Genomic DNA, 26,986 nt, shown 5'->3' with positions numbered 1-26,986 from the left:
CGGGGGCAAGACCCCTCCCACACTGGATTGGGTTCACACATCTGAACGTGTGAATACAGTCAAATGTGGGAGGGGGCTTGCCCCCGATTAGGCCAGCTCAGGCAACACAAATAAAAACGGCCTCCACTAAGGGAGGCCGTTCTCAACACAGCTTGCAGCTAAATGCTTACTTGCGATCTTCCAGCTTGGTGATATCACGCGACTCGTAGCCGGTGTACAACTGGCGCGGACGGCCAATCTTGTACGGGCTCGAGAGCATTTCCTTCCAGTGGGAGATCCAGCCCACGGTCCGCGCCAGGGCGAAGATCACGGTGAACATGCTGGTTGGAATGCCGATCGCCTTGAGGATGATCCCCGAGTAGAAGTCGACGTTCGGGTACAGCGAGCGTTCGATGAAGTAAGGGTCGGTCAGGGCGATCTCTTCCAGGCGCATGGCCAGTTCGAGTTGCGGATCGTTCTTGATGCCCAGTTCCTTCAACACTTCGTCGCAGGTCTGCTTCATGACGGTGGCGCGCGGGTCGCGGTTCTTGTAGACCCGGTGACCGAAGCCCATCAACTTGAACGGGTCGTTCTTGTCCTTGGCCTTGGCGATGAACTTGTCGATGTTGGACACATCGCCGATTTCATCGAGCATGGTCAATACGGCTTCGTTCGCACCGCCGTGGGCAGGGCCCCACAGTGCGGCAATGCCGGCGGCGATACAGGCGAACGGGTTGGCACCCGAAGAGCCGGCCAGGCGTACGGTAGAGGTGGAGGCGTTCTGCTCGTGGTCGGCGTGTAGGATGAAGATCCGATCCATGGCCTTGGCCAGCACCGGGCTGATCGGTTTGATCTCGCACGGCGTGTTGAACATCATGTGCAGGAAGTTTTCCGCGTACGTCAGGTCGTTGCGCGGGTACATCATGGGTTGGCCCATGGAGTACTTGTAAACCATTGCGGCCAGGGTCGGCATCTTGGCAACCAGGCGGATCGCGGAAATTTCGCGATGCTGCGGGTTATTGATGTCCAGGGAGTCGTGATAGAAGGCCGACAGGGCGCCGACCACACCGCACATGACGGCCATCGGGTGGGCGTCGCGACGGAAGCCGTTGAAGAAGGTCTTCAACTGCTCGTGAACCATGGTGTGGTTCTTCACGGTGCTGACGAACTGGGCTTTCTGCTCGGCTGTTGGCAATTCGCCATTTAGCAGCAGGTAGCAGGTTTCCAGATAGTCCGACTGTTCGGCGAGTTGCTCGATCGGGTAGCCGCGGTGAAGCAGAATGCCATTGTCGCCATCGATATAGGTGATCTTCGACTCGCAAGAGGCGGTCGACATGAAGCCTGGGTCGAAAGTGAAACGGCCCGTGGCCGTCAGGCCCCGTACGTCGATAACATCGGGACCAACGGTGCCGGTTAAAATGGGCAGCTCGACGGGGGCTGCGCCCTCGATGATCAACTGCGCTTTTTTGTCAGCCATGTGGCCTCCTATTTATGCTTCAAATCATCAGACAGACCCCCCACGCAGGGCCCGCACCACTATAGTGAGATAAATTCAGATGTCAATTTGCCTAAAGTCTTGCTCCAGAAGGCTTTAACCGTACTTTTTCGTCGAAATTGCCTGCCATTTACGCCTTTTATCCCGCCAGCGCAATCAGCTATTAGGGTGAGGTGTGCGCGTTGTCATTAGTAACCTAACTGTCTATACTCGGCCACCGACCGCCAAGGGCTTTTGGGCTTGCTTTCATTGGGGGTCGCACTCCCTGGGTGGTGCTTACCTGACCAGTCGCACTCCCCAACAACTTTGCCCTGATTGTTAGGGGCTCTTCAGTGTGAAAAAAAGCCGTGAATAGCCAACGACCTGTAAACCTAGACCTAAGGACCATCAAACTCCCCATCACCGGCGTTACGTCGTTCCTGCACCGTGTTTCCGGCATCATCCTGTTCCTGGGCCTGGGCATCATGCTTTACGCATTGAGCAAATCCCTGGGTTCCGAGGAAGGTTACGCCGAGGTGAAGGCATGCTTGACCAGCCCACTGGCCAAGTTCGTAGCGTGGGGCCTCCTGTCCGCTCTGCTGTATCACCTGGTAGCCGGTGTGCGCCACTTGATCATGGACATGGGCATCGGTGAGACGCTGGAAGGCGGCCGCCTGGGCTCGAAAATCATCATCGCCATTTCCGTGGTGCTGATCGTTCTGGCAGGAGTTTGGATATGGTAACCAGCGTAACGAATCTGTCGCGTTCGGGCCTCTATGACTGGATGGCACAGCGTGTGTCTGCGGTCGTTCTCGCGGCTTATTTCATTTTCCTGATCGGATACCTCGTCGCAAACCCGGGCATCGGCTATGAGCAATGGCACGGCCTGTTCGCCCACAATGCGATGCGAATCTTCAGCCTGCTGGCCCTTGTAGCCCTGGGCGCTCACGCCTGGGTCGGCATGTGGACCATCGCGACCGACTACCTGACGCCAATGGCGCTGGGCAAGTCCGCGACCGCAGTCCGTTTCCTCTTCCAGGCAGTATGCGGCATTGCGATGTTCGCTTACTTCGTCTGGGGTGTGCAGATTCTTTGGGGTATCTGATTCATGGCTAACATTCCAACTATTTCATTCGACGCCATCATTATTGGTGGCGGCGGTGCCGGCATGCGCGCTGCGCTGCAGCTGGCCCAGGGTGGCCACAAGACCGCTGTGATCACCAAGGTGTTCCCGACGCGTTCGCACACCGTATCGGCCCAGGGTGGCATCACCTGCGCCATCGCCTCCGCCGATCCGAACGATGACTGGCGCTGGCACATGTACGATACCGTCAAGGGTTCCGACTACATCGGTGACCAGGACGCTATCGAGTACATGTGTCAGGAAGGCCCGGCCGCGGTGTTCGAGCTGGACCACATGGGTCTGCCGTTCTCGCGTACCGAGCAAGGCCGTATCTACCAGCGTCCATTCGGCGGCCAGTCGAAGGATTACGGTAAAGGCGGGCAGGCTGCCCGTACCTGCGCCGCGTCCGACCGTACCGGTCACGCGCTGCTGCACACCCTTTATCAGGGCAACCTGAAAGCCGGTACCACGTTCCTGAACGAGTACTACGCTGTCGATCTGGTGAAGAACGGCAAGGGCGAGTTCGTCGGTGTGATCGCCATCTGCATCGAAACCGGTGAAACCACCTACATCCGCGCCAAGGCTACGGTCCTGGCGACCGGCGGTGCAGGCCGTATCTATGCCTCCACCACCAACGCCCTGATCAACACCGGTGACGGCGTCGGCATGGCGCTGCGTGCAGGCGTGCCGGTACAGGACATCGAAATGTGGCAGTTCCACCCGACCGGCATCGCCGGCGCCGGTGTACTGGTGACCGAAGGTTGCCGTGGCGAAGGTGGCTACCTGATCAACAAGCACGGCGAGCGTTTCATGGAGCGTTATGCTCCGAACGCGAAAGACCTCGCCGGTCGTGACGTTGTGGCCCGTTCGATGGTTAAAGAGATCATCGCCGGCAACGGTTGTGGCCCGAACGGCGACCACGTGCTGCTCAAGCTCGATCACCTGGGCGAAGAAGTGCTGCACAGCCGTCTGCCAGGTATCTGCGAGCTGTCCAAGACCTTTGCTCACGTCGATCCGGTGGTTGCTCCGGTTCCGGTGGTCCCGACTTGCCACTATATGATGGGCGGCGTGCCGACCAACATTCATGGCCAGGCGATCACCCAGAATGCCGACGGCGTGGACGAGATCATTCACGGCCTGTTCGCGGTAGGCGAAGTGGCTTGCGTATCGGTTCACGGTGCCAACCGCCTGGGCGGCAACTCGCTGCTCGACCTGGTGGTATTCGGCCGCGCTGCCGGCCTGCACCTGGAAAAAGCCCTGACCGACGGCATCGAATACGATGATGCCACCGACGCCAACATCGAAGCTGCCCTGGCGCGCCTGAACGCTCTGAACGAGCGCACTGACGGCGAAGACGTGGCAACCCTGCGTCGCGAGCTGCAAAGCTGCATGCAGAACTACTTCGGTGTATTCCGTACCGGCGAATACATGCAGAAGGGTATCGCCCAACTGGCCGACCTGCGCAAGCGCATCGCCAACGTCAAGATCAACGATAAGAGCCAGGCGTTCAACACCGCTCGTATCGAAGCCCTTGAGCTGCAGAACCTGCTGGAAGTGGCTGAAGCGACGGCGATCGCCGCCGAGGTTCGCAAGGAATCCCGTGGTGCACACGCCCGTGAAGACTTTGAAGACCGTGACGACGAGAACTGGTTGTGCCACACCCTGTACTTCCCGGGTGACAAGCGCGTGACCAAGCGTGCCGTGAACTTCTCGCCGAAGACGGTACCGACGTTTGAACCGAAGATTCGGACTTACTAAGGGTGGCTGCCATGTTGAAAGTCAGTGTTTATCGCTACAACCCTGATCAGGACGCCGCGCCGTTCATGCAGGAATTCCAGGTCGATACCGGCGGTAAAGACCTGATGGTGCTGGATGTCTTGGCACTGATCAAAGAGCAGGACGAAGGTTTCTCCTATCGTCGCTCTTGCCGTGAAGGTGTGTGCGGTTCCGACGGCATGAACATCAACGGCAAAAACGGCCTGGCGTGCATCACGCCGCTGTCGGCCGTGGTCAAGGGCAACAAGCTGATCGTTCGTCCACTGCCAGGTTTGCCGGTTATCCGTGACCTGGTCGTCGATATGAGCATCTTCTACAAGCAATACGAGAAAGTTAAGCCGTTCCTGCAGAACGACACGCCGGCTCCGGCCATCGAGCGTCTGCAGTCCCCGGAAGAGCGCGAAAAACTCGACGGCCTGTACGAGTGCATCCTGTGCGCTTGCTGCTCGACGTCCTGCCCGTCCTTCTGGTGGAACCCGGACAAGTTCCTGGGCCCGGCTGCGCTGCTGCAAGCCTACCGCTTCCTGGCAGACAGCCGTGACACCAAGACGTCCGAGCGTCTGGCTTCACTGGATGACCCGTTCAGCGTATTCCGCTGCCGCGGGATCATGAACTGCGTCAACGTATGTCCCAAAGGCCTGAACCCGACTAAGGCCATTGGTCACATCCGTAACATGCTGCTGCAGAGCGGCGTGTAACTGACGTTGCAGTAAAAGCAGGACCGTTGTGCCCGTAAATGCTGCGGCGCAGGCTTCAACCGGCGCCGTAGTTTTAACTTGAGCAGCGACTTACAAAGCCGCGGCTCTTATTTTGAAGAAATGAGACAAGCAGGGGCATTCGGGTTGGTACCCGAACTATCAGCGTGATCCTAGTGGCTTGTTCTGGTCGCTGCACTTGGCCTTTTGCAAGCAAACTCGGTGTTTTCGCCGGTGGTGTCCCCAAATCGAGGGTGACCAAGCATGCAAGAAAGCGTGATGCAGCGCATGTGGAACAGCGGCTATCTTTCAGGTGGTAACGCTGCCTATGTGGAAGAGCTTTATGAGCTCTACCTGCACGACCCTAACGCTGTGCCAGAAGAATGGCGCACCAAATTTCAGACGTTGTCTTCAGACGGCAACGCTGCCACCGATGTATCGCATGCTGCGATTCGCGATCATTTCGTGCTGCTGGCAAAGAACCAGCGCCGCGCCCAACCGGTTTCCGCCGGCAGCGTGAGCAGTGAGCACGAGAAGAAGCAAGTTGAAGTACTGCGACTGATCCAGGCTTACCGGATGCGCGGCCACCAGGCGGCCCAGCTTGACCCGCTGGGGCTCTGGCAGCGTCCTGCACCTGCTGACCTGTCGATCAATCATTACGGCTTGACCAATGCCGATCTTGATACGACCTTCCGTGCCGGCGACCTGTTCATCGGCAAAGAGGAAGCGAGCCTACGCGAAATTCACGAAGCGTTGCAGCAGACATATTGCCGCACCATCGGCGCTGAGTTCACGCACATCACCGATTCCGAGCAGCGCCAGTGGTTCCAGCATCGCCTGGAAGGCGTGCGTGGCCGTCCGGTATTGTCCGCCGATGTGCGCAGCCATCTGCTCGAGCGTGTGACTGCCGCTGAAGGTCTCGAAAAATACCTGGGCACCAAATACCCGGGCACCAAGCGTTTCGGCCTGGAAGGCGGCGAAAGCCTGATTCCGATGCTCGACGAACTGATCCAGCGTTCCGGTTCCTACGGCACCAAGGAAGTCGTGATCGGCATGGCTCACCGTGGTCGCCTGAACGTGTTGGTCAACACCTTCGGCAAGAACCCGCGCGAGCTGTTCGACGAGTTCGAGGGCAAGAAGAAGGTCGAGCTGGGTTCCGGTGACGTCAAGTACCACCAGGGTTTCTCGTCCAACGTAATGACCACCGGCGGTGAAGTTCACCTGGCCATGGCGTTCAACCCATCCCACCTGGAAATTGTTTCGCCGGTGGTCGAGGGGTCGGTGCGTGCGCGCCAGGATCGTCGTAACGACGCCACTGGCGAGAAGGTCCTGCCGATTTCCATCCACGGTGACGCGGCATTCGCCGGCCAAGGCGTGGTCCTGGAAACGTTCCAGATGTCGCAGACTCGCGGCTTCAAGACCGGCGGTACCGTTCATATCGTCATCAACAACCAGGTTGGCTTCACCATCAGCAACCCGCTGGATGCGCGCTCCACCGAGTACGCCACCGACGTTGCCAAGATGATCCAGGCGCCGATCCTGCATGTGAATGGCGATGATCCGGAAGCTGTACTGTTCGTGACCCAATTGGCGGTCGACTACCGCATGCAATTCAAGCGTGATGTGGTCATCGACCTGGTGTGCTACCGCCGTCGCGGTCACAACGAAGCGGACGAGCCAAGCGGCACCCAGCCGTTGATGTACCAGCAGATCACCAAGCAGCGCACCACCCGTGAGCTGTACGCCGAAAGCCTGACCAAGGCCGGTGTGTTGGATGATGCACGTGTCCAGGCGAAGATCGACGAATACCGCAACGCGCTGGATAACGGCCTGCATGTGGTGAAAAGCCTGGTCAAGGAGCCGAACAAAGAGCTGTTCGTTGACTGGCGTCCGTACCTGGGTCACACCTGGACCGCGCGCCATGACACCAGCTTCGACTTGAAAACATTGCAGGAGTTGTCTGCCAAGTTGCTGGAAATCCCTGAGGGGTTTGTGGTTCAGCGCCAGGTTGCCAAGATCTACGAAGACCGTCAGAAGATGCAAGCCGGCGGCCTGCCGATCAACTGGGGTTACGCCGAAACCATGGCGTACGCAACCCTGGCGTTCGAAGGTCACCCGATCCGCATGACCGGCCAGGACATCGGCCGCGGTACGTTCTCGCACCGTCATGCCGTGTTGCACAACCAGAAAGACGCGGGCACCTACATCCCGTTGCAGAACCTGTACGAAGGCCAGCCACGTTTCGACCTGTACGATTCGTTCCTGTCCGAAGAAGCGGTACTGGCGTTCGAATACGGCTATTCCACCACTACGCCTAACGCGCTGGTGATCTGGGAAGCCCAGTTCGGCGACTTCGCCAACGGTGCCCAGGTGGTTATCGACCAGTTCATCACCAGCGGCGAGCACAAGTGGGGCCGTCTGTGCGGTCTGACCATGCTGCTGCCGCACGGTTATGAAGGTCAGGGTCCTGAGCACTCCTCGGCCCGTCTGGAGCGTTACCTGCAGCTGTGCGCCGAGCACAACATCCAGGTGTGCGTGCCGACGACCCCGGCGCAGATCTACCACTTGCTGCGTCGCCAGGTCATCCGTCCACTGCGCAAGCCACTGGTCGTGCTGACGCCGAAATCGCTGTTGCGTCACAAACTGGCCGTTTCGACCCTGGAAGATCTGGCCGAAGGTTCGTTCCAGACCGTTATTCCGGAAATCGATACGCTGGACGCCGCCAAGGTCACTCGCCTGATCCTGTGCAGCGGCAAGGTCTATTACGATCTGCTGGAAAAACGCCGTGCCGAAGGCCGCGAAGACATCGCCATCGTGCGTATCGAGCAGCTTTACCCGTTCCCGGAAGATGACCTCATGGAGATCATCGCGCCTTACACCAACCTCACGAATGTGGTGTGGTGTCAGGAAGAACCGATGAACCAGGGCGCGTGGTACAGCAGCCAGCATCACTTGCGTCGCAGCATCGGCAACCACAACAAGGCCCTGGGCCTGGAGTATGCCGGTCGTGATGCGTCTGCTGCACCTGCCTGTGGTTATGCGTCGATGCACGCCGAGCAGCAGGAAAAACTGCTGCAAGCTGCTTTCACTGTTTAACGCCTTCGCGCTGACTGAAACCGAATTTTAAGGACCTACAGATAATGGCTATCGAAATCAAAGCCCCGTCATTCCCGGAATCGGTTGCCGATGGCACCGTTGCCACCTGGCACAAGAAACCAGGCGAGGCCGTCAAGCGTGACGACCTGATCGTCGACATCGAAACCGACAAGGTCGTGCTCGAAGTGCTGGCCGAAGCCGACGGCGTGCTGGGCGCAATCGTGGCAGAAGAGGGTGCTACCGTCCTGTCGAACCAGGTACTGGGCTCGATCGAAGAGGGCAGCGCTGCTGCTCCTGCTCCTGCTGCCGCCGCTGCACCGGCTGCCGCTTCCGCACCTGCCGCCCCTGCGGCTGCGGGTGGTGAAGATCCAATCGCTGCACCGGCTGCTCGCCAGTTGGCTGAAGAGAACGGTATCAACCTGGCGTCCATCAAGGGCACCGGCAAAGATGGCCGTGTCACCAAGGAAGACGTGGTGGCTGCGGTTGAAGCCAAGAAAAACGCTCCGGCTGCCGCACCTGCCAAGGCTGCCGCTCCTGCTGCCGCCGCGCCTGTGTTCGCTGCCGGCGACCGTACCGAGAAGCGCGTACCGATGACCCGTGTACGTGCCACCGTGGCCAAGCGCCTGGTTGAAGCACAATCGAACATGGCGATGCTGACCACGTTCAACGAAGTCGACATGACTGAAGTCATGGCGCTGCGTTCGAAGTACAAGGATCTCTTTGAGAAGAGCCACAACGGCGTACGCTTGGGCTTCATGTCGTTCTTCGTGAAAGCGGCCACTGAAGCGCTGAAACGCTTCCCGGCAGTCAACGCGTCCATCGATGGCGCCGACATCGTCTACCATGGCTATGCAGACATCGGCGTTGCCGTGTCCAGCGACCGTGGCCTGGTGGTTCCGGTTCTGCGTAACGCCGAGCTGATGAGCCTGGCCGAAATCGAAGGCGGCATTGCCGGCTTCGGCAAGAAGGCCCGTGACGGCAAGCTGACCATCGACGAGATGACCGGCGGTACGTTCACCATCACCAACGGTGGTACCTTCGGTTCGATGATGTCGACGCCGATCGTCAACCCACCGCAAGCCGCGATCCTGGGCATGCACAACATTATCCAGCGTCCGATGGCCATCAACGGCCAGGTCGTGATCCGCCCAATGATGTACCTGGCGCTGTCTTACGATCACCGCCTGATCGATGGTAAAGAAGCCGTGACGTTCCTGGTGACCATCAAGAACCTGCTGGAAGACCCGGCTCGCCTTCTTCTGGATATCTAAAAAGCAGCTGCAAGTTTCAAGCTGCAAGTTCCAAGCTCAAAGCGAGCGATTGGTGCTTCAACTTGTAGCTTGCAGCTTCTAGCTTGCAGCTAAAAAGGGAACCTTTTTATGACACAGAAATTTGACGTTGTAGTGATTGGTGCAGGCCCCGGCGGCTATGTTGCCGCCATCAAGGCCGCACAACTGGGCCTCTCGACTGCTTGCATCGAAAAGTACACCGACAAGGAAGGCAAACTGGCGCTGGGCGGTACCTGCCTGAACGTCGGTTGCATTCCTTCCAAGGCGCTGCTGGACAGTTCCTGGAAATTCCACGAAGCCCAGGATGGTTTCGCGATCCACGGTATCAACCATGCCGGCGTGACCATGGACGTGCCCGCGATGGTCGGCCGTAAAGCCAACATCGTCAAAGGCCTGACTTCCGGCGTTGCCACCTTGTTCAAGGCCAATGGCGTGACTTCCCTGCAAGGCCACGGCAAGCTGCTGGCCGGCAAGAAAGTTGAAATCACCAAGCCGGACGGCTCGGTTGAAGTCATCGAAGCCGAAAACGTGATCCTGGCACCCGGTTCGCGTCCAATCGACATTCCACCGGCTCCAGTCGACCAGAACGTGATCGTCGATTCGACCGGCGCCCTGGAGTTCCAGGCCGTACCTAAGCGCCTGGGCGTGATCGGTGCAGGCGTTATCGGCCTGGAGCTGGGTTCGGTATGGTCCCGCCTGGGTTCGGAAGTGACCGTGCTCGAAGCCCTGGACACCTTCCTGCTGGCTGCCGACACCGCCGTGTCCAAGGAAGCCTACAAGACCCTGACCAAACAGGGTCTGGACATCAAGCTGGGCGCGCGCGTGACCGGTTCCAAGGTCAACGGCGAAGAAGTTGTCGTGACCTACACCGACAAGGAAGGCGAGCAGACCATCACCTTCGACAAGCTGATCGTAGCCGTGGGTCGTCGCCCCGTGACCACCGACCTGCTGGCTTCCGACAGCGGCGTGAGCATCGATGAGCGTGGTTTCATCCACGTTGACGATCACTGCGCAACCACCGTGCCGGGCGTTTACGCGATCGGCGACGTGGTTCGTGGCATGATGCTGGCCCACAAGGCTTCCGAAGAGGGCATCATGGTTGTCGAGCGCATCAAGGGTCACAAGACCCAGATGAACTACGACCTGATTCCATCGGTTATCTACACCCACCCGGAAATTGCATGGGTCGGCAAGAACGAACAGCAGTTGAAAGCTGAAGGCGTTGAAGTTAACGTCGGCACCTTCCCGTTTGCCGCTTCTGGCCGTGCCATGGCAGCCAACGACACCGGTGGTTTTGTCAAAGTCATCGCTGATGCCAAGACTGACCGCGTATTGGGCGTCCACGTGATCGGCCCAAGCGCTGCAGAACTGGTTCAGCAAGGCGCTATCGGTATGGAATTCGGCACCAGTGCCGAGGACCTGGGCATGATGGTCTTCTCCCATCCGACCCTGTCCGAAGCGTTGCACGAAGCAGCGTTGGCAGTGAATGGCGGCGCCATCCACATCGCCAACCGCAAGAAGCGCTAAGCGAGATAATAAGAAACCACGGCGGAGTTGCCCGTCGTGAGCCTTGCGAGCAAGACTCACCGCGGAATATCCGCTGGACGCAGCCTTGTGCAGCTTTACGGGCCATAAGCCCCGCAGGTTGCGCAAGCAGCAGTCACAGGTGGCGCGGCACTCATAATGAGCGCAGCGCCGAATGCGCAGTACCTAACGAAGACGGTAAAAAGCATGAATCTTCACGAGTATCAGGGTAAGCAGCTGTTCGCTGAATACGGCCTGCCAGTTTCCAAGGGCTACGCAGTAGACACCCCGGAAGCAGCAGCAGAAGCTTGCGACAAAATCGGCGGCAGCGAGTGGGTTGTCAAAGCCCAGGTCCACGCCGGTGGTCGCGGTAAAGCGGGCGGCGTTAAGCTGGTTCGCAGCAAAGAAGACGCCAAGGCCTTCGCACAGCAGTGGCTGGGCAAGCGTCTGGTGACTTACCAGACTGATGCCAATGGCCAGCCAGTCACCAAGATCCTGGTTGAATCGTGCACTGATATCGCTAAAGAGCTGTACCTGGGCGCTGTCGTTGACCGTTCGAGCCGTCGCATCGTGTTCATGGCCTCCACCGAAGGTGGCGTGGACATCGAGAAGATCGCTCACGAAACCCCAGAAAAAATTCTGAAGGCCACTATCGATCCACTGGTTGGCGCTCAGCCATTCCAGGGTCGCGAGCTGGCGTTCCAGCTGGGTCTGGAAGGCAAGCAAGTTGCCCAGTTCGCCAAGATCTTCGTCGGTCTGGCCAAACTGTTCCAGGATCACGATCTGGCCCTGCTGGAAGTGAACCCGCTGGTGATCAAGGCTGATGGCGATCTGCATTGCCTGGATGCCAAGATCAACATCGACGCCAACGCCATGTACCGTCAGCCAAAGCTGAAGACTTTCCACGATCCGTCGCAAGACGATCCGCGCGAAGCGCACGCTGCCAAGTTCGAACTGAACTACGTAGCCCTGGAAGGTAACATCGGCTGCATGGTCAACGGTGCCGGCCTGGCCATGGGTACCATGGACATCGTCAACCTGCATGGCGGCAAACCAGCCAACTTCCTCGACGTAGGCGGTGGTGCTACCAAAGAACGCGTGACCGAAGCGTTCAAGATCATCCTGTCCGACTCCAACGTCGCTGCAGTACTGGTCAACATCTTCGGCGGCATCGTTCGTTGCGACATGATTGCCGAAGGCATCATCGGTGCAGTGAAAGAAGTCGGCGTTAAAATCCCGGTTGTTGTTCGCCTTGAAGGTAACAACGCTGAACTGGGCGCTAAAGTACTGGCAGAAAGCGGTTTGAACATCATCGCGGCTACCAGCCTGACCGACGCTGCTCAACAAGTTGTCAAAGCTGCGGAGGGCAAATAATGAGCGTCCTGATCAATAAAGACACCAAAGTTATCTGCCAGGGTATTACCGGTTCGCAAGGTAGTTTCCACACCCAGCAAGCCATCGAGTACGGCACCCAGATGGTTGGTGGCGTAACACCGGGCAAAGGCGGCACCGAGCACCTGGGCCTGCCAGTGTTCAACACCGTGAAAGAAGCAGTAGAAGCCACTGGCGCCACCGCCAGCGTGATCTACGTTCCAGCTCCTTTCTGCAAGGACTCGATCCTGGAAGCGGCCTTCGGCGGCATCAAGCTGATCGTGTGCATCACTGAAGGCATTCCTACCCTGGACATGCTGGACGCCAAGGTCAAGTGCGACGAGCTGGGTATTACCCTGATCGGCCCTAACTGCCCAGGCGTGATCACCCCAGGCGAATGCAAGATCGGCATCATGCCGGGTCACATTCACTTGCCAGGTAAAGTCGGTATCGTTTCCCGTTCCGGCACCCTGACCTACGAAGCTGTGAAGCAGACCACTGACGCCGGTTTCGGTCAGTCGACTTGCGTCGGCATCGGCGGTGACCCGATTCCGGGCTCCAACTTCATCGACATCCTGAAGCTGTTCCAGGAAGACCCGAAGACCGAAGCGATCGTGATGATCGGCGAGATCGGCGGTTCGGCTGAAGAAGAAGCGGCTGCCTACATCAAGGCACACGTGACCAAGCCGGTTGTTTCCTACATTGCTGGTGTGACTGCCCCTGCGGGCAAGCGCATGGGCCATGCTGGCGCAATCATCTCCGGCGGCAAAGGCACTGCAGACGAGAAATTCGCTGCGCTGCAAGACGCAGGTGTGAAAACCGTGCGTTCGCTGGCAGACATCGGCAAGGCCCTGGCCGAGCTAACAGGTTGGGCCGTCAAGTAAGCCTCGCGCTTAGCTGACGCTTCACCCCACAAAGGCCACCTTCGGGTGGCCTTTGTGCGTTCTGGGCTCAGCAACCTAGCTGAGGCTGATAGAGATCCAAATGTGGGAGGGGGCCTGCCCCCGATTGCGGGGTGTCAGTCATGATGATGTGACTGAACCACCGTTAATGGCGGCAAGCCCCCTGCCACATTTGATCGCATTGTCAGATTAAGTATGAAAACGCGACATTTGAATGTCGCTTATCGGACAGTACGCCCCGCAACAGTGCGTTTGCCAGCCTAATTCTGTACCCTAGCCGCCTCTTTATGCGCTCGCCTCCCAAAAGGAAGCTGCGCGCCAGACCGGTCGGTCCCCATCAGGGCCGGCAGTATTTCCCTCATCCATAGGGAATCCCCCTCTAAATTCCGATTCAGTAGTGTGGTATTTCCTCAAAATGAAAGTGTTGAAAAGCCAGGATATCCTGGCGTTGGGCTTCATGACGTTTGCCCTGTTCGTGGGCGCCGGCAATATCATCTTCCCGCCTATCGTGGGCTTGCAGTCCGGGCCTCACGTCTGGATGGCGGCCCTGGGGTTCCTGATTACGGCAGTCGGCCTGCCGGTCGTCACCGTGATCGCGCTGGCCAAGGTCGGCGGCGGTATGGATGCGTTGAGCAGCCCCATCGGCAAGATCGCCGGTGGCCTGCTTGCGGCAGCGGCGTACCTGGCGGTAGGGCCGCTGTTCGCCACGCCGCGTACGGCCACCGTCTCGTTCGAAGTGGGCCTGGCGCCGCTGACTGGCGAAAGCCCGCTGGCGCTGTTTCTTTACAGTTCGGTGTACTTCCTGGTGGTGTTCTTTGTCTCCCTGTATCCGGGTCGACTGTTGGATACCGTCGGTCGTTTTCTCGCGCCGCTGAAGATCATCGCGTTGGCCATCCTCGGCATTGCCGCGTTTGCCTTGCCGGCCGGTGACGTCGGTGTCGCCACGCCGGAATACGTTGCTGCGCCGTTCTCCCAGGGCTTTATCAATGGCTACCTGACCATGGATACCCTTGGCGCGCTGGTATTCGGCATCGTCATCGTCAACGCGATTCGCTCCCGTGGCGTCGAGTCGCCCAAGCTGATCACGCGTTACGCGATCATTGCCGGGCTGATTGCCGGTGTGGGCCTGGCGCTGGTGTATGTCAGCCTGTTCCGTCTGGGTTCAGGCAGCCATGCGGTGGCCGCTGGTGCCAGTAACGGTGCTGCGGTGCTGCATGCGTATGTACAACATACCTTCGGTTCCCTGGGCAGCGGCTTCCTCGCTGTGCTGATCTCCCTGGCGTGCCTGGTCACCGCCGTGGGCCTGACCTGTGCCTGTGCCGAGTACTTCAGCAAAATCCTGCCGCTGTCCTACAAGACCCTGGTAGTGATCCTGGCGCTGTTCTCGCTGTTTGTGTCCAACCTGGGCCTGACCAAGCTGATCGCGTTCTCCATTCCGGTGCTTACTGCGATCTACCCGCCGTGCATCGTATTGGTGGCGTTGAGCTTCTGTAAGGGTTTCTGGCAGGAACAGGGGCGTATCGTCGGTCCGGTGATGCTGGTGTCGTTCATCTTTGGTTGCATCGATGCACTCAAGGGGGCGGGCCTGGCGGATTGGATGCCAGCGCAGTTGATGCATCTGCCGCTGAGCGAGCAAGGCCTGGCGTGGCTGGTGCCGTCGGTGATGATGCTGGTGGTCGCTGTCGTGGTTGACCGCGTGCTCGGTAAGCGCAGCGAAGCCATCGCTTAAGATTTTTGTTCGTACGCTGTAACCAGGAATGCCCCGTATCAGCCGATACGGGGCATTTTTATTCGGGGCAGAACAGTCGCCTGTTGCCGGCCCTAGTCTTTGGCGAAGTCAATGATCCACTTCTTCATCGCGTCATCCACCGTGCCGGCGCCTCCTTCAACCAACGTGTAGCTGCCATCAGCCATAACATCAACACCCGAGGCCCCGGCCATCTCGAAGGACACTCCCTCGGTGCTGATCAAATCCAGCAGCGGTTGCCGGCCACTGCTGTCTGTTTGGCTCAAGGTTGTTGCCAGGCCGATTTTGGATTCAGAAAGGGATCCGCCGACCAGTATTACTTTGTCACCGCTTTTCAATGAGGCTTGTAGTTCTCTTACTGCATCAAAGCCCTTGCGGCCGTTCAAGGGGGCTTCCAGATTGCTGCCCTGCAAGTGCATCAGTGTTCGGGTGTTGTAGGTTTTGCCATTCCAGCCTGACAACACAGCGAGCGCTGAACAGTCCGAGAGGCCGCGAGTGGATAGGGTGGATTCGCCTCCCTGGATAGTTTTCGACATACCCATTTCCACCGACGTTGCAGGCACGGGCACAGCAGAGCGTCCAATGGTTGTCCTTAGCTGGTCCGGTAGCTTGAGCCCTCCCGGCAAACCGATGGGTGCCCACTCGCCATTCCCTTTGCTCAGCAGCGTGGCCACTCGTTGTCCCGTCTGCGGATTTACAACGTTTACATACCCCGATTCGAATTTAAATGCCGGGCTTACCTCATAGGGCCTGTTGATCCCTGAGTTATCGGTGTAACGAATCAGCCATTTGCCGGCAATCTGCTGCGGCCCAGTGGCGCGCACGGGGATCGCTGCCAGTAGCTGATTATCCAGCGCATGAGCGCCGAGATCCCCACGGTTTAACGTCTGTGCAGTGTGGGCCGGGGTTGGCGATTGGATCGGGATGCGTGAGGGGAGGCCCTCCGATAACGTAACCGGAACCGGCGCGAGGTGATGGCTTGGGGCACCAGCAGTAGCTGGCGAGATTGCCAGGCGCTGTTGGGGCGTGTGCGCAGGGGCTCTGAATACCGGGCGCAACCGGGTCCTTCTGAGTAAAGGAATACCCGACGCGGCCATGGCGAAGTCGGTGTACACCGCGCCCCATTGCCCCGGTTGGGTGAGGAGCCTGGGCAGGCTTCGTCCGGATGCACGCAAGGCCCTTAACGCAGCCTTGGAGAGTCTGGTGAGGGCTGAAATACCGGGGTTGACCGGGGTCAGGCTCAGCAACAGTTGGGACATATCTGCGGCGAACATCAGCTTGTTGACCGTGGAACGGGCCGATACATCTGCGCTGGTGGTCATCTGAACCAGGGCTCTTGCTCTGAGCAACTCCAGCTCCTGCATGTACAGGCTGTCACTGATGCTCCCTTTGATTGGGTTTAGCCTGATGCCCGCTTCATGATCGGCTGCGAATGTCTTGAGCCATCTGCTGATCCCAGGCAAAAACAGGTCGTCGTAAATACCATACCGATCAGCCGGTGATACCCGTTGGTCCATGTAGGTTTTCCACTGCGCAGTGTTGAGCAGCTCGTCAAGTTGATCCTCGTCCACAATCTCTCTGAAAGGGCGTCCGTCGGGAGCATCCGGGCTGTACAGGACAAGGGAGGGGTGGTTGGTCGGTTTGATCACCAGCATGCCCTGGACGGGTTTGCCGTCCACGGCCACGCTGTGCGAGACGATAGACGCACCCTTGACGATTGGCCAGGTGGTGGAATCGTCATGCTCAAGTGTTGCTTTGATCCACTGTTCGGCGATCTTTTGCTTGTTCAGGTAGGCGTCGGGATCCAGGCTGGTGATGAACGCGTCCTTGGCCATCCTTGCCTTTTGAAGTTCTTTCCAGGCGTTGGGTAGTGCTTTAGCTTCGTCGGAAGTGGCGGTGGGGCTGAGTTTTTCATCCAGTAGCTTAAGGTATTGGCCGCCCACATCGGTTTGACTGATCAGCTCCTCAAGGAAGGTTTTATCCAATGTCAGCAGGTAGTTTGCGTTGGCATCGACCACCCGAGCGGTCCAGGTGCTCGTCAGCGAGTTATCCTTCCATGGCGCTGTGTTCATTAGGGCCATTTCGGTCAGCGACGTGTTGTCGATCTTCGGCTTTGGGGCGTTTTGGGTGCCTGACAAGCCGCTATTGCCCGGCGGCTGTGTTGTTATCTGAACCATCACGTTGTCAGGGTCTATTTGCGCATTCGGGTAGCGGTCCTGCAGTTTGACTTTCAACGCCTGGGCCAGTAACTGTTTGGCGAAAGTGTTCAGGGAAGGGATGCTTCCCAATAATGGTTGCAAGTGCGCAAGGCTTTTGTGTTCCGCTTCGTCCAGTTCCCTGTAGGTCGTTTCTTGTTCGAGGGTCAGTTCCTTGAGCCATTGCGGCTGCAGTTTGTTGTTCAGCTGTTCATTGCGTGCGAGCAAAGCGTTACTGCCGTCGAAATGCAGTGAAAGGTCCGCCGCATCATTGACGGATGCGACAGTTTCGGCAGAAAGCAGCGAGGGTGTACGAGCGGATTGCGTGGCAGTCTGCGCTTCGGCGAAGCCGTACTGCATGGCGTCATTGACCTCGTCCGCCTGGCGCTGCAACAACTGGGGAAGGGTTTGCGCCACGACGTCGCCGGTGACGGGAGCGAACCCCAGCAGTAAGTCATCGCCCCATTGAGGGGCGCGACTGTGTTCTACCGACACCGGCAAACTTTTGAGTAATTGGTTGGCCTTCTCGCCGCCGTTATTGATCCTCTGCATCAGTTCTTCGCGGGCGTGGCCGGCGCTCGCGAACTCCTCAAAACCTTCTCCGGGGGTATACAGCACCACAGGTCCAGTGGTGTCATCCAGTCCGATGCTTCTGGTGTCACTGGCGGTATAAGGCGCCTCGGCCGACGACCCGTCACTGCGGGTGATAAGAAAGCAACCGGCTAAAAGGGCACCGTTGGCGCAGTTGTCATCTATTCGGATGGGATACACCCCGGGACGGTCCCCAGCGGGAAGTTCGCGTTCGCGTACCTCGAGGGTCGGGTACTGAAAAGCGGTATCGATCAGCTTTTTGCCCGTCTCGCTGAGGGTGCCGTCTTCAAACCGTAACGCCGCCTCGGTAGAGAGCATTTGCCGGTGCAGGCCGAGTAATTGGGCCAGGCGTGAGGGCTGTTTGAAGGGGCCCTCGGGAGATCTGTTCCAGTAGCTACTGAGCGCCTCGGGGAAGCGGGTTGCGATATTTTGTGCAAGCGTCAGCAGGGAGCCCTGATGCTCCAGCGTGTTCTGGGCCCCCCCTGCAGGTCCGTTATTGTAAAAGACGATTTGCGTGTCAGCACCGTGTTCTTCAGCGTTAGGCGAACCCGTGACGGCGTTCACGTGGATTTGCGCGACCTTATTGATCAATGCCTGCGATAAGGTTTGTGTAGAAATCAACACCGGCTCTGCCGGCGGTTGAGTTCGATAGGTGTTGACGAGGATGACATCGGGGTCGATTGGCTTGAGCTGGGGAAAGGCTTTTGTCAACTGAGCCTGGATGAAGCGTTGGAGCGTCATCTGGTGACTGAGCAAATCAGTAATCTTGCGGTTGTATGTCTGATGCAGCTCAATCAATTGGAGCTGCGCAGCGACTGGGTCTGCTCCCGTCGTATCGGCGGCGACCGGCGTTATGCCGCCTACCTCAAGCTTTATCCGATCATCGGGGGCTAATCCGAGCGGCCTGGGCTGATTGTGATTCGATAAAGCTACTTGTGGTGTCCTCGATTCAGAAGCTGTACTGACGGACAGTTGGGTTTCTTGTGGCGCGGGTGTCTGGCGGGGGGAGAGAGAAGTCGAGTGCATTGAAATCCTACGAATAGAGAGTAGTTCCTTCTGTCTGAGAATGAGTGACCAGGGCTTCGTGCCAGGGCTTAACTAAGTGATAAAAGGCGTCCTGCTGGTTCCCGGGCCGAGCTTGTGTACATCGTGAAACAGGAATTGTCATAAAGAACAGGCAGTGCGGTCGGGTTTTTGATATTTGTTCCAGATCTTTCAGGACACCGCAGGCCCTGTTGCAGTGACGGTAGAACGGGGGCCGCCGTCATAGGCTCGCTGATGATCCCACTGGGATGCACGGAATTCACCTTTAAAAGGACCCGCATGTCGTTCGTCGAAACCAACCTGATCCACCTTCTAGCCGCTCTCTGGTTTGTTATCTGCTGGGGCGGCTATACCCGCTACGCTACTTGGAAAGCCCGTGACACCGCCTGCCTGGCCAGCGTTTTGCACCTGTACCGCGAAGACTGGATGCGCCGCATGCTGCTGCGCGATAACCGCATCGCCGACGCCAGTGTGATCGGTAACCTGGAGCGTAACGCCTCGTTCTTCGCCTCCAGCACGTTGATCATCCTCGCCGGCATCCTGACGGTGCTGGGTGCCTCGGAGCGAGCGGTGTCATTGCTGGCGGATATCCCCTTGGTACAGCAGGCCTCCCAAGGCATGTCGGAGATCAAGTTGCTGTGCCTGGCGCTGGTGTTTGTCTACGCCTTTTTCACCTTCAGCTGGTGCATGCGCCAGTACAACTTCGCCGCGGTGCTGGTGGGCTCGGCACCGATGATTGGTGAGCGGCATGTGTCTGAGCAGGAGCGCAATGCATTTGCCTTGCGCGCGGCGCGGGTGATTTCGATGGCGGCCAACCAGTTCAACTTTGGCTTGCGGGCGTATTACTTCGGCATGACCATGCTGGCCTGGTTCGTCAGCCCGTGGTTGTTCATGTTGATGAGCAGCGGGGTGGTGTTAGTGCTTTACCGCCGTGAGTTTCACTCCGACGTTTTGCAGGTGATGGTGTATACGCCGACGAATATGCAGGCCCCGGATCCCGCGAAAGACAGCGTGACTAAAAGCCTGGAGAAAACAGCAGACAAAGAAAAGCCCGCTCTATAAGCGGGCTATCTTCTACAGCACTACAGCTTTACACCCTGCGATTACTGCTTGGCAGGCTCTGCAGGTGTAACAGGTGCGGCAGGTGCAGCTTCTTTAGCGGCGGCAGCATTCGATTCAGCCTGGGCTTTGGCAGCTTCAGCGTTTTCTTTTGCAGCGTCGTTCACTTTATCCTGTGCTTTCGCCATGTCTTGCTGAGCTTGCTCAGAATGTGCGGCGGCGTCTTGGGCTTTGTCTTCGGATTTCTTGTCGCAGGCAGCCAGGCCGAGGGCAGCGGCCAGCATCATGGAAATAGCTAATGTCTTGCGCATGGGTGTTTCTCCTTATTGAAGATATCTACTGGCCTTTCGAACTCAAGGGGCCAGCATTAGTTCCTTTTGTTCCACAGATATAAAAAGCTTTTTCGCCAGGAACTTTCCAAATTATTACCTATCCTGCCCATCCACACTAATAAGAATTTAAAAAATATGACCCAGACCCCCTTGTTAGACCGAGCCACCCGCTTTGTTTCGGCGCTTCGCCACTGTCAGGTACTGGGGGTAACGGTCCATGCCGCGACAGGGGAGGGCATGACGCTGGTGTTGCCCTATGGCGCGCACATAGTGGGTGATCCCCGCAGCGGCATCATCCACGGTGGCGCGCTGACGTCATTGATGGACACCGCCTGCGGCCTGGCCACGCTGTGCGTATTACCCGAGTTCGAGGTATGCCCAACCCTGGATTTGCGCATCGACTACATGCACCCCGCCGAGCCGCATAAGCCGGTGTATGGTTTTGCCCAGTGCTACCGGGTAACCACCGATGTGATCTTCACCCGCGGCTTTGCCTACCAGGACGACCCGCAGCAGCCCATTGCGCATGTGGTGGGTACATTCATGCGCATGGGCAAGCGTCTCAAGGGCACCCAGGGACTGGGCAGCGCGATCAAGGGAGAGCAGGCATGACCCATCGATTCAAGACGCGTCTGGAGCAAGCGCTTGAGTGCGGCGATTATGCGGCACTGCTCGACCTGGTTCCCTACGCAAAGCTGATCGGCGTCGAATGCACACGCTCAGGGGACGAGCTGTTGTTTCGCCTGCCGGCCAACAGGAACAATATTGGTAACCCTATATTGCCGGCGCTGCATGGCGGGGTCATCGCCGGCTTCATGGAACTGTCGGCGGCTTTGCACTTGCTTGTGTTCACCGGTGCCCCTGGCCTGCCGAAAATCATCGACTTTTCCCTGGATTACCTGCGCGCCGGCCAGTTTCGCGACACCTACGCCACCTGCCAGGTGTGCCGCCAGGGCAGGCGCGTCGCCAACGTGGCGGTCACCGCCTGGCAAACGACTCCCACCGAACCGATTGCCACCGCTCGCGCCCATTTCAAGATCGAGGAATTGCCGCTCTTGAAATCCCGGTCTTAGCCCCCAACTTTGATGACAACCCGCCGCCAACCCTTTCGGGCGCGGCCACTGCCATCCAATTGGAGTTTGATGACCATGAGTGTGGAAACTCAAAAGGAAACCCTGGGCTTCCAGACCGAGGTGAAGCAACTGCTGCACCTCATGATCCATTCGCTGTATTCCAACAAGGAAATTTTCCTTCGCGAATTGATCTCGAACGCCTCTGACGCTGTCGACAAATTACGTTTCGAAGCCCTGTCCAAGCCTGAGTTGCTGGAAGGTGGCACCGAACTGAAAATCCGTGTGAGCTACGACAAAGACGCCAAAACCGTCACCCTCGAAGACAACGGTATCGGCATGAGCCGTGAGGACGCGATCACCCACTTGGGCACCATCGCCAAATCCGGCACCGCAGATTTCATGAAGAACCTGTCGGGCGACCAGAAAAAAGATTCTCACCTGATCGGCCAATTCGGCGTGGGTTTCTATTCGGCGTTCATCGTCGCCGACAAGGTTGAAGTGTTCAGCCGCCGTGCCGGCCTTGACGCCAGCGAAGGCGTGCACTGGGCGTCCAAAGGTGAGGGCGAGTTTGAAATCGCCACCCTCGACAAGCCTGACCGTGGCACTCGTATCGTGCTGCACCTCAAAGATGGCGAAGATGAATTCGCCGATGGCTGGCGCCTGCGCAACATCATCAAGAAGTACTCCGACCACATCGCCCTGCCGATCGAGCTGCCGAAAGAGCAAACGGCTGGCGAAGGTGAAGAGGCGCCGGCCGAGGAATGGGAAACCGTCAACCGCGCCAGTGCCCTGTGGACCCGTCCGCGTACCGAGATCAAGGACGAGGAATACCAGGAGTTCTACAAGCACATCGGGCACGACTACGAAAACCCGCTGAGCTGGAGCCACAACAAGGTTGAAGGCAAGCTGGAATACAGCTCGCTGCTCTACGTGCCGGCCCGTGCGCCGTTTGACCTGTACCAGCGCGAAGCGCCGAAGGGCCTGAAGCTTTACGTACAACGTGTGTTCGTGATGGACCAGGCGGAATCGTTCCTGCCGCTGTACCTGCGCTTTATCAAGGGTGTGGTCGACTCCAACGACCTGTCGCTGAACGTGTCGCGGGAGATCCTGCAAAAGGACCCGATCATCGATTCCATGAAGTCGGCGCTGACCAAGCGCGTACTCGACATGCTGGAAAAACTGGCGAAGAACGAGCCGGAGAAATACCAGGGCTTCTGGAAAAACTTCGGCCAGGTCATGAAAGAAGGCCCGGCGGAAGATTTTGCCAACAAGGAAAAAATTGCCGGCCTGCTGCGTTTTGCTTCGACTCAAGGTGATGACGGCGAACAGGTTGTGTCGCTGGCCGACTACCTGGCACGTGCCAAGGAAGGTCAGGACAAGATCTACTACCTCACTGGCGAAACCTACGCTCAGGTCAAGAACAGCCCGCACCTGGAAGTCTTCCGCAAGAAAGGCATCGAGGTACTGCTGCTGACCGACCGTATCGATGAGTGGCTGATGAGCTACCTCACCGAGTTCGACGGCAAATCCTTTGTGGACGTGGCACGCGGTGACCTGGACCTGGGCAACCTGGACTCCGAGGAAGACAAGAAAGCCGCCGAGGAAGTCGCCAAGTCCAAAGAAGGCCTGGTTGAGCGGATCAAGACCTCCCTGGGTGAGGCTGTCAGCGAAGTGCGGGTTTCCCATCGCCTGACCGACTCTCCGGCGATCCTGGCCATTGGCGAGCAGGACCTGGGCATGCAGATGCGTCAGATCCTTGAAGCCAGCGGCCAGAAGGTGCCGGATTCCAAGCCGATCTTCGAATTCAACCCGGCTCACCCGCTGATCGAGAAACTCGACGCTGAGCAGAACGAGGAGCGCTTTGGCGACCTGTCGCATATCCTCTTTGACCAGGCGGCCCTGGCCGCTGGCGACAGCCTCAAAGACCCGGCCGCGTATGTGCGCCGACTGAACAAGCTGTTGGTTGAACTGTCGGTTTGACACCGTTGTAGAAAAACCCGCTTCGGCGGGTTTTTTCGTTTGTAGCAGCGAGCTTGCTCGCGAAAAACGTCACCGATAACGCGCACATCCTGAATCAACGCGCTGCCCTGAAGTTTTTCGCGAGCAAGCTCGCTCCTACCGTTGTATTACGGCTTCTGCGTGTACTTCAACTGGAGAAAATGATGAGCCAAGTTACCGTACGTTCCGTGGTCTATCAGCTTGATGGCCAGACCTATGAAAGCCGCCTGGCGTTCGATGCCAGCCACCAAGGCCCGCTGCCGGGGCTGCTGATGGCGCCGAACTGGATGGGCGTGAGCGCGGGAGCCGAAGAGATCGCCAAGAGCGTCGCCGGCAAAGGCTACGTGGTGCTGATTGCCGACTTGTATGGGCAAACTGTGCGGCCGACCAATGGCGATGAGGCCGGCGCGGCGATGATGCCGTTGAAAAATGATCGCCCGATGTTGAACAAGCGTATGCAAGCGGCCTTTGAACAACTGCAACGCCAGACCGAGGCAACGGTTGATACGTCGAAGCTGGCGACCTTCGGTTTCTGCTTCGGCGGCTGCTGCTCTCTGGAATTGGCGCGCACCGGTGCGCCGCTGAAGGCGGCTATCTCGTTCCACGGCACCCTCGACACGCCGAACCCGGCGGATGCGAAAAACATCAAGGGCTCAGTGCTGGTGCTGCATGGCGCCTCCGACCCATTGGTACCGAAAGAACAACTGCCGGCGTTCGAAGATGAAATGAACGCAGCGGGTGTGGATTGGCAGTTGCTCAGCTACGGTGGCGCGGTGCATTCCTTCACTGATCCCCATGCCAATGTGCCGGGCAAGATGATGTATGACGCCAGGACCGCGGCGCGGGCGTTCCAGTCGATGCATAACTTGCTGGATGAAGTGTTCGAGGGCTGATTCTTCAGCGCCTGTTCGGGCCTCATCGGGGGCAAGCACCCTCCCACATTTGAAGGCATTTACAATTCAAGTGTGGGAGGGGGCTTGCCCCCGATCGCTATCTGACAGGCAACTCAATCCTTTCTGACTCACCGGGCACCGTCGGCCAATCCCCAGCCGCCCATCGCTGCCGCGCCCGCTCGATCACCGCCGGATCACTGGCCACGAAATTCCAGTTGATCCGCCGCGGCCCATCCAGTGGTGCGCCACCCAACACCACGGCATGGCACTCGGTTGCGGCATACAGCGTCATCTCCTGCCCGGCAGGCAGCACCACCAGGCTATGCACCGCCAGAGCCTCGCCGTCGAGCTGCGCGTCACCCGCCAATACATACACCGCGCGTTCCTCATGCTCATCGGGGATCAGCAGGGTAGTGGCTGTCTGCATGCGCACCTCGGCATACAGCGTGGGCGACAGCACCGGTACGGGTGACGTGAGGCAAAACCCGCTGCCGGCGATCAGGCGCACCTGCACGCCGAGGTTGTCGCTGACCGGCAAACTTGCCGCCGGGTGGTGGCTGTAGTGGCCCGGGCCGGTTTCGTGGTCCTTGGGCGACGCCAGCCACACCTGCAACCCGTGCAGGTTGAAACCGCTGGCCTTGACCGCCTCGGGTGTGCGCTCGACATGGGCAATCGCACTGCCGGCAGTCATCCAGCTGACCTCGCCAGCCTGTACCACCTGGTCGGAACCCAGGCTGTCCTTGTGCTGCAACGTGCCGTCGAACAGATAGGTGAGGGTAGACAGCCCGATATGGGGATGCTGGCGGATATTCATCCCGCTGCCCGGTGCATAACGGGTAGGCAGCATATGGTCGAAAAACACGAAAGGCCCGACGCTGCGGCATTCACGCGAGGGCAGCGGGCGCAGGATAGGCTGGCCTTCCACATCTTCGCGGCGCGGGCGGATGACGGTGAGGGTGGTCATGGGGTTACATCCCTGTCTGAGCGGGTTCGATGACGCTGAGCATAACCCGCTCGACCGGACGTTGGCGTTATTGGCTGAAGGCGCCTTCCGAAAGTGTTGTCTCGATGCTGACTTCGGCGGTGGTCATCAATTTGTGCACCGGGCACTTGTCGGCGACACGGTGCAGCTCATCGCGCTGGGCGTCGGTCAGCACGCCCTTGAGGGTCAACTTGACGTTGAGCCTGTATTTACCTTTTTGCTCTTCGGCGGCGTCGTGGGTAACTTCTACCGTTACGCCGGTGAGCGGGATGTCTTTCTTCTGCGCATATAGCCTGACGGTCAAGGCTTTGCAAGACGCCAGCGCGGCGTCGAAATAGTCGTGAGGCGAGGGGGCGGAGTCGTCACCCCCCAGGCTCTTGGGCAGGTCGGTAAACAGCTCGTGGTTGTTGACAGTGACGCTGTGACGAAAGTTTTCAGCGTTCAACGTATTGACGGTAACAGGCATGGCGAACCTCACAGGGCTTTGGATGACGGTCATGCAGTAATAGAACATGCCGGCACCTGGGTGTTCCAGATTTTTGTCCCTGCTGAACCCTGATACGCGGGGCAGGGTCTACCCGTATCAGTTCCTGTCGAGGTATCACCGTGCTTTGGACCCGTGTGAGTTTTACCCTGATGCTCGCCGCCAGCAGTCTTGCCGTGCAGGCCCGCGACTATGCCTACAGCGACGCCCACCTGCATTACGTGGATTTTTTCCAGGAAACCGCGGGCATGGACAAGCTGCTCAAGGCCATGGCGGACAATCGCATCGAGCATGTGATGATTTCCGGCATTCCCGTGGCCAAGAAATGGCACGAGGATGAACCCAAACGCCCGCGCTATTATGCAGGCGACGATGCCGATGCCTATTGGTACAGCGCCACCGATGTCATCGTCGCCGCTGCGGTCAACAAGCTCACCCCTGAACAGCGCCGGCACTTTCATCCGTTCCTGGCCGGTTTCAATCCTAACGACAAGAATTCCGCCGCCCACATCCAGCGCATGCTCGACCTCAACCCAGGGCTGTGGCAGGGCATCGGCGAAGTGTTTACCCGCCACGATGATCTCACCGCGCTGACCTCGGGTGATACGCCGCGCGCCAATAATGAAGCCATGACGCGCATCTATCATTTGGCGGCGGAGAACGACCTGCCGGTAATGCTGCACTCCAACATCACCTCCAAGCGCGAGCGCAACCCGTTGTACCTGGCCGAAGTCGAGCAGCCATTGCGCAACCACCCGCACACGCGGTTTATCTGGGCCCACGCCGGTACCAGCAAGGAAATCCACCGCCATCAGGTGCAAATGGATTTCCTGCTGCCCACGTTGAATCGCCTCCTTGAGGCTTACCCCAACCTGTATATCGACCTGTCCTGGAGCATGCTCACGCCCTATCTGCTGGATGATGCGGGCAAGCCCAGGCCGGAGTGGGTCAAACTGGTCGAGCGGTTCCCTGATCGATTCATGCTGGGCTCTGACGTGGTAGGGCGCTTCAACAAGCTGGGTAAGGAAATGCGCCGTTTTGATCCCTTCCTCGATGCATTGCCTGAAGATGTTGCCCACAAGGTGGCGCGGGATAACTTTCTGGCCATCCTGCCCAAGTCGACCCGCAATGAGGGCACTCATTGAGGTCGGGTTTTAGTGTTGTGTAATTGAGGTGATCCTATCGCGCATAGGTATCTTCACAACTGTGTAGCGCCCAACGCAAACCACGATGCGAAGCGAGCTGCTCTTGATCTTGATCTGCTTTTGATCTCAGGCGCCCCGTTAAACCACGCTGGCCGAACGCAGGCTTGAATCCGTGGGTAACCCGGCAGGACGCCGGGTTAGCCGCACTGGGCCA

The 26,986-nt window shown here is 58.5% G+C and carries 21 protein-coding genes; 16 read left to right on the top strand and 5 right to left on the bottom strand.

The features are described 5' to 3' along the window. Positions 1–166: 166 nt before the first annotated feature. The gene (gene gltA / locus CIB54_RS15425) at positions 167–1,456 is read right to left on the bottom strand and encodes a citrate synthase (protein ID WP_012723087.1); all 1,290 of its coding nucleotides are present in this window, start codon (positions 1,454–1,456) and stop codon (positions 167–169) included. Between the two features lie 365 nt (positions 1,457–1,821). On the opposite strand from gltA, the gene sdhC reads away from it, so the two are divergent. From sdhC to brnQ, 10 genes are all read left to right on the top strand, one after another. Beyond that, positions 1,822–2,196 (top strand): succinate dehydrogenase, cytochrome b556 subunit, encoded by a 375-nt coding sequence (gene sdhC / locus CIB54_RS15420; RefSeq protein WP_003172804.1) that lies wholly within the window; start codon positions 1,822–1,824, stop codon positions 2,194–2,196. Further along, the gene (gene sdhD / locus CIB54_RS15415) at positions 2,190–2,558 is read left to right on the top strand and encodes a succinate dehydrogenase, hydrophobic membrane anchor protein (RefSeq protein WP_003233245.1); all 369 of its coding nucleotides are present in this window, start codon (positions 2,190–2,192) and stop codon (positions 2,556–2,558) included. Before sdhC ends, sdhD begins: the two co-directional genes overlap by 7 nt. Positions 2,559–2,561: 3 nt before the next feature. Further along, on the top strand, positions 2,562–4,334 hold the full coding sequence (sdhA, locus tag CIB54_RS15410) for a succinate dehydrogenase flavoprotein subunit (protein WP_065949130.1): 1,773 nt from the start codon (positions 2,562–2,564) through the stop codon (positions 4,332–4,334). 11 nt (positions 4,335–4,345) lie between these two features. Next, the gene (locus CIB54_RS15405; RefSeq protein WP_003172807.1) at positions 4,346–5,050 is read left to right on the top strand and encodes a succinate dehydrogenase iron-sulfur subunit; all 705 of its coding nucleotides are present in this window, start codon (positions 4,346–4,348) and stop codon (positions 5,048–5,050) included. 261 nt (positions 5,051–5,311) lie between these two features. After that, entirely contained in the window at positions 5,312–8,143 is a 2,832-nt protein-coding gene (locus CIB54_RS15400) for a 2-oxoglutarate dehydrogenase E1 component (protein ID WP_101220208.1), read from the top strand. A gap of 44 nt (positions 8,144–8,187) precedes the next feature. Then, positions 8,188–9,414, top strand: coding sequence for a 2-oxoglutarate dehydrogenase complex dihydrolipoyllysine-residue succinyltransferase (gene odhB / locus CIB54_RS15395; RefSeq protein ID WP_065949128.1), 1,227 nt, complete (start codon positions 8,188–8,190; stop codon positions 9,412–9,414). Between the two features lie 108 nt (positions 9,415–9,522). Continuing rightward, positions 9,523–10,959 (top strand): dihydrolipoyl dehydrogenase, encoded by a 1,437-nt coding sequence (gene lpdA / locus CIB54_RS15390; RefSeq protein WP_065949127.1) that lies wholly within the window; start codon positions 9,523–9,525, stop codon positions 10,957–10,959. Positions 10,960–11,163: 204 nt separating this feature from the next. Further along, positions 11,164–12,330, top strand: a complete 1,167-nt coding sequence (gene sucC / locus CIB54_RS15385) for an ADP-forming succinate--CoA ligase subunit beta (protein ID WP_003190011.1) — start codon at positions 11,164–11,166, stop codon at positions 12,328–12,330. After that, positions 12,330–13,211: a succinate--CoA ligase subunit alpha gene (gene sucD, locus CIB54_RS15380; RefSeq protein WP_065884237.1), complete on the top strand. Its 882-nt coding sequence runs from the start codon at positions 12,330–12,332 to the stop codon at positions 13,209–13,211. The genes sucC and sucD overlap by 1 nt, the downstream gene beginning before the upstream one ends. Before the next feature lie 433 nt (positions 13,212–13,644). Further along, positions 13,645–14,958, top strand: a complete 1,314-nt coding sequence (gene brnQ / locus CIB54_RS15375; protein WP_065949126.1) for a branched-chain amino acid transport system II carrier protein — start codon at positions 13,645–13,647, stop codon at positions 14,956–14,958. Between the two features lie 92 nt (positions 14,959–15,050). On the opposite strand, the gene CIB54_RS15370 is transcribed toward brnQ, so the two are convergent. Beyond that, complete coding sequence (locus CIB54_RS15370; RefSeq protein ID WP_157829719.1) at positions 15,051–18,788, bottom strand: dermonecrotic toxin domain-containing protein; 3,738 nt, start codon at positions 18,786–18,788, stop codon at positions 15,051–15,053. Between the two features lie 297 nt (positions 18,789–19,085). Here CIB54_RS15370 and CIB54_RS15365 point away from each other — a divergent pair, with 297 nt between their 5' ends. Further along, positions 19,086–19,868: a DUF599 domain-containing protein gene (locus tag CIB54_RS15365; protein ID WP_065949124.1), complete on the top strand. Its 783-nt coding sequence runs from the start codon at positions 19,086–19,088 to the stop codon at positions 19,866–19,868. 41 nt (positions 19,869–19,909) lie between these two features. Here the strand turns inward: CIB54_RS15365 and CIB54_RS15360 are convergent, their stop codons facing one another. Continuing rightward, positions 19,910–20,176: a hypothetical protein gene (locus CIB54_RS15360; protein WP_065949123.1), complete on the bottom strand. Its 267-nt coding sequence runs from the start codon at positions 20,174–20,176 to the stop codon at positions 19,910–19,912. A 156-nt stretch (positions 20,177–20,332) separates the two neighbouring features. Here CIB54_RS15360 and CIB54_RS15355 point away from each other — a divergent pair, with 156 nt between their 5' ends. From CIB54_RS15355 to CIB54_RS15340, 4 genes are all read left to right on the top strand, one after another. Beyond that, positions 20,333–20,809, top strand: coding sequence for a PaaI family thioesterase (locus CIB54_RS15355; RefSeq protein WP_065949122.1), 477 nt, complete (start codon positions 20,333–20,335; stop codon positions 20,807–20,809). Further along, positions 20,806–21,270 (top strand): PaaI family thioesterase, encoded by a 465-nt coding sequence (locus CIB54_RS15350; RefSeq protein WP_101220206.1) that lies wholly within the window; start codon positions 20,806–20,808, stop codon positions 21,268–21,270. The genes CIB54_RS15355 and CIB54_RS15350 overlap by 4 nt, the downstream gene beginning before the upstream one ends. A 75-nt stretch (positions 21,271–21,345) precedes the next feature. Next, a complete protein-coding gene (gene htpG / locus CIB54_RS15345; RefSeq protein WP_101220245.1) occupies positions 21,346–23,250 on the top strand; it encodes a molecular chaperone HtpG in 1,905 nt (634 codons plus the stop codon). Between the two features lie 182 nt (positions 23,251–23,432). Further along, entirely contained in the window at positions 23,433–24,161 is a 729-nt protein-coding gene (locus CIB54_RS15340) for a dienelactone hydrolase family protein (RefSeq protein ID WP_101220205.1), read from the top strand. Between the two features lie 97 nt (positions 24,162–24,258). On the opposite strand, the gene CIB54_RS15335 is transcribed toward CIB54_RS15340, so the two are convergent. Both CIB54_RS15335 and CIB54_RS15330 read right to left on the bottom strand, forming a co-directional pair. Beyond that, entirely contained in the window at positions 24,259–25,125 is an 867-nt protein-coding gene (locus tag CIB54_RS15335) for a pirin family protein (RefSeq protein ID WP_101220204.1), read from the bottom strand. Between the two features lie 67 nt (positions 25,126–25,192). Then, positions 25,193–25,609, bottom strand: coding sequence for an OsmC family protein (locus CIB54_RS15330; RefSeq protein ID WP_065949210.1), 417 nt, complete (start codon positions 25,607–25,609; stop codon positions 25,193–25,195). Positions 25,610–25,779: 170 nt separating this feature from the next. Between CIB54_RS15330 and CIB54_RS15325 the strand changes: the two genes are divergently transcribed. Next, positions 25,780–26,772: an amidohydrolase family protein gene (locus CIB54_RS15325; protein WP_065949209.1), complete on the top strand. Its 993-nt coding sequence runs from the start codon at positions 25,780–25,782 to the stop codon at positions 26,770–26,772. Positions 26,773–26,986: the final 214 nt, after the last annotated feature.

Source organism: Pseudomonas fluorescens (assembly GCF_002837185.1).
In the GTDB taxonomy this organism is placed as follows: domain Bacteria; phylum Pseudomonadota; class Gammaproteobacteria; order Pseudomonadales; family Pseudomonadaceae; genus Aquipseudomonas; species Aquipseudomonas fluorescens_AM.
The sequence above is the reverse complement of the archived record's forward strand: the minus strand, read 5'-3'. Positions and strand labels throughout refer to the sequence as shown.